The organism is Mesorhizobium sp. WSM3866 (assembly GCF_002294795.1).
Lineage (GTDB): Bacteria > Pseudomonadota > Alphaproteobacteria > Rhizobiales > Rhizobiaceae > Mesorhizobium.
Window position 1 is genome coordinate 1 of sequence record NZ_NSGC01000057.1, and the last position, 1178, is coordinate 1178.

The following is a 1178-nucleotide window of genomic DNA, read 5'->3' on the forward strand; positions in this document are numbered from 1 at the left end:
TTCCCTGGAGCACCCCTTGTATCTGCGCGGAGGAGACTTTGTGCGAGAAGAGCGACTGAGCCTCGAACCGGACGGCCATCCGATTCGAGGCTTGGCGAAGTCGCCCGACACCCCTGCGGTCACAACCGTGGATGAGCCAGGGATCTTCGCCTCCGTCACGTACGACCGAATAGTCGCTTGGCTCCAATCGCACGCACAAGGCAGGTTACCGTGGACAAGACCATCTGTGGAGTGGACGTTTCGAAAGAATGGCTCGATGCCCATGTCGAGCCGAACGGGGCGGCAGGCCGCTTCCGTAACGATGCGGCAGGCATCACCGATCTGGCCGCTTGGTGTCAGGGCCATGGCGTCGAGCTTGCCGTCATGGAGGCCAGCGGCGGCTACGAGCGGCTGGCCTTGCTGCTGCTGTGGGATCTGAGCCTGCCTTGCGCTCTCGTCAATGCGCGCAGCGTGCGCCGTTTTGCAGAGGCGATGGGCTTCCTGGAAAAGACCGATGGGATCGATGCCGCCATGATCGCCGGCTACGCGCAGGCCAAGCGCGTACAGCCGACTCTGCCGCCGAGCCCGGCCCAGCAGCGGCTCAAGGCCTTGGTGGCACGGCTCGGTCAGGTCACCGGCGATCTCACCATCCAGAAGCAGCGCAAGAGTGCTGCCGCCGACACCGAAACCATCGCCAGCCTCGATGAGGTCATCGCGTTGCTCGTGCGCCAGAGCCGCAGGCTCGAGGGCGAGATCGCCTCGCTGATCGACGACGATCCGTTGTGGGCATGCCTTGACCGCGCCTTTCGCTCGCTCAAAGGGATCGCCTCGCGCAGCGTTGCTCGCCTGATGGCCGAATTGCCCGAGATCGGCATCCTGTCCAACAAGGCCATCGCCAAGCTGGCCGGCTTGGCGCCGATCGCCAATGACAGCGGTAAGCGCAGCGGCCGAAGACCGGTGCGTGGCGGTCGCGCCGGGCCCAGGGGCGTGCTCTTCCTCGTTGCCAGCATCGTTGCCAAATACGATCCGCACCTGGCCGCCTTCCAGCACCGGTTGCAGGCCGCTGGAAAGGAAAAGATGGTCATCCGCATCGCTCTCGCCAGAAAGCTGCTCGTCATTCTCAATGCAAAAGCACGCGACGCGCGAACCGAGTTCGCAAATGCAACTTGACACCTCAGATAGTCGCTCATCCGTCGCCT

The 1178-nt window shown here is 63.8% G+C and carries 1 protein-coding gene; it reads left to right on the forward strand.

All coding sequences use genetic code 11. The features are described 5' to 3' along the window. Positions 1 to 210: 210 nt before the first annotated feature. Positions 211 to 1149: an IS110 family transposase gene (locus CK222_RS31405; protein WP_095802997.1), complete on the forward strand. Its 939-nt coding sequence runs from the start codon at positions 211 to 213 to the stop codon at positions 1147 to 1149. Positions 1150 to 1178 lie beyond the last annotated feature (29 nt).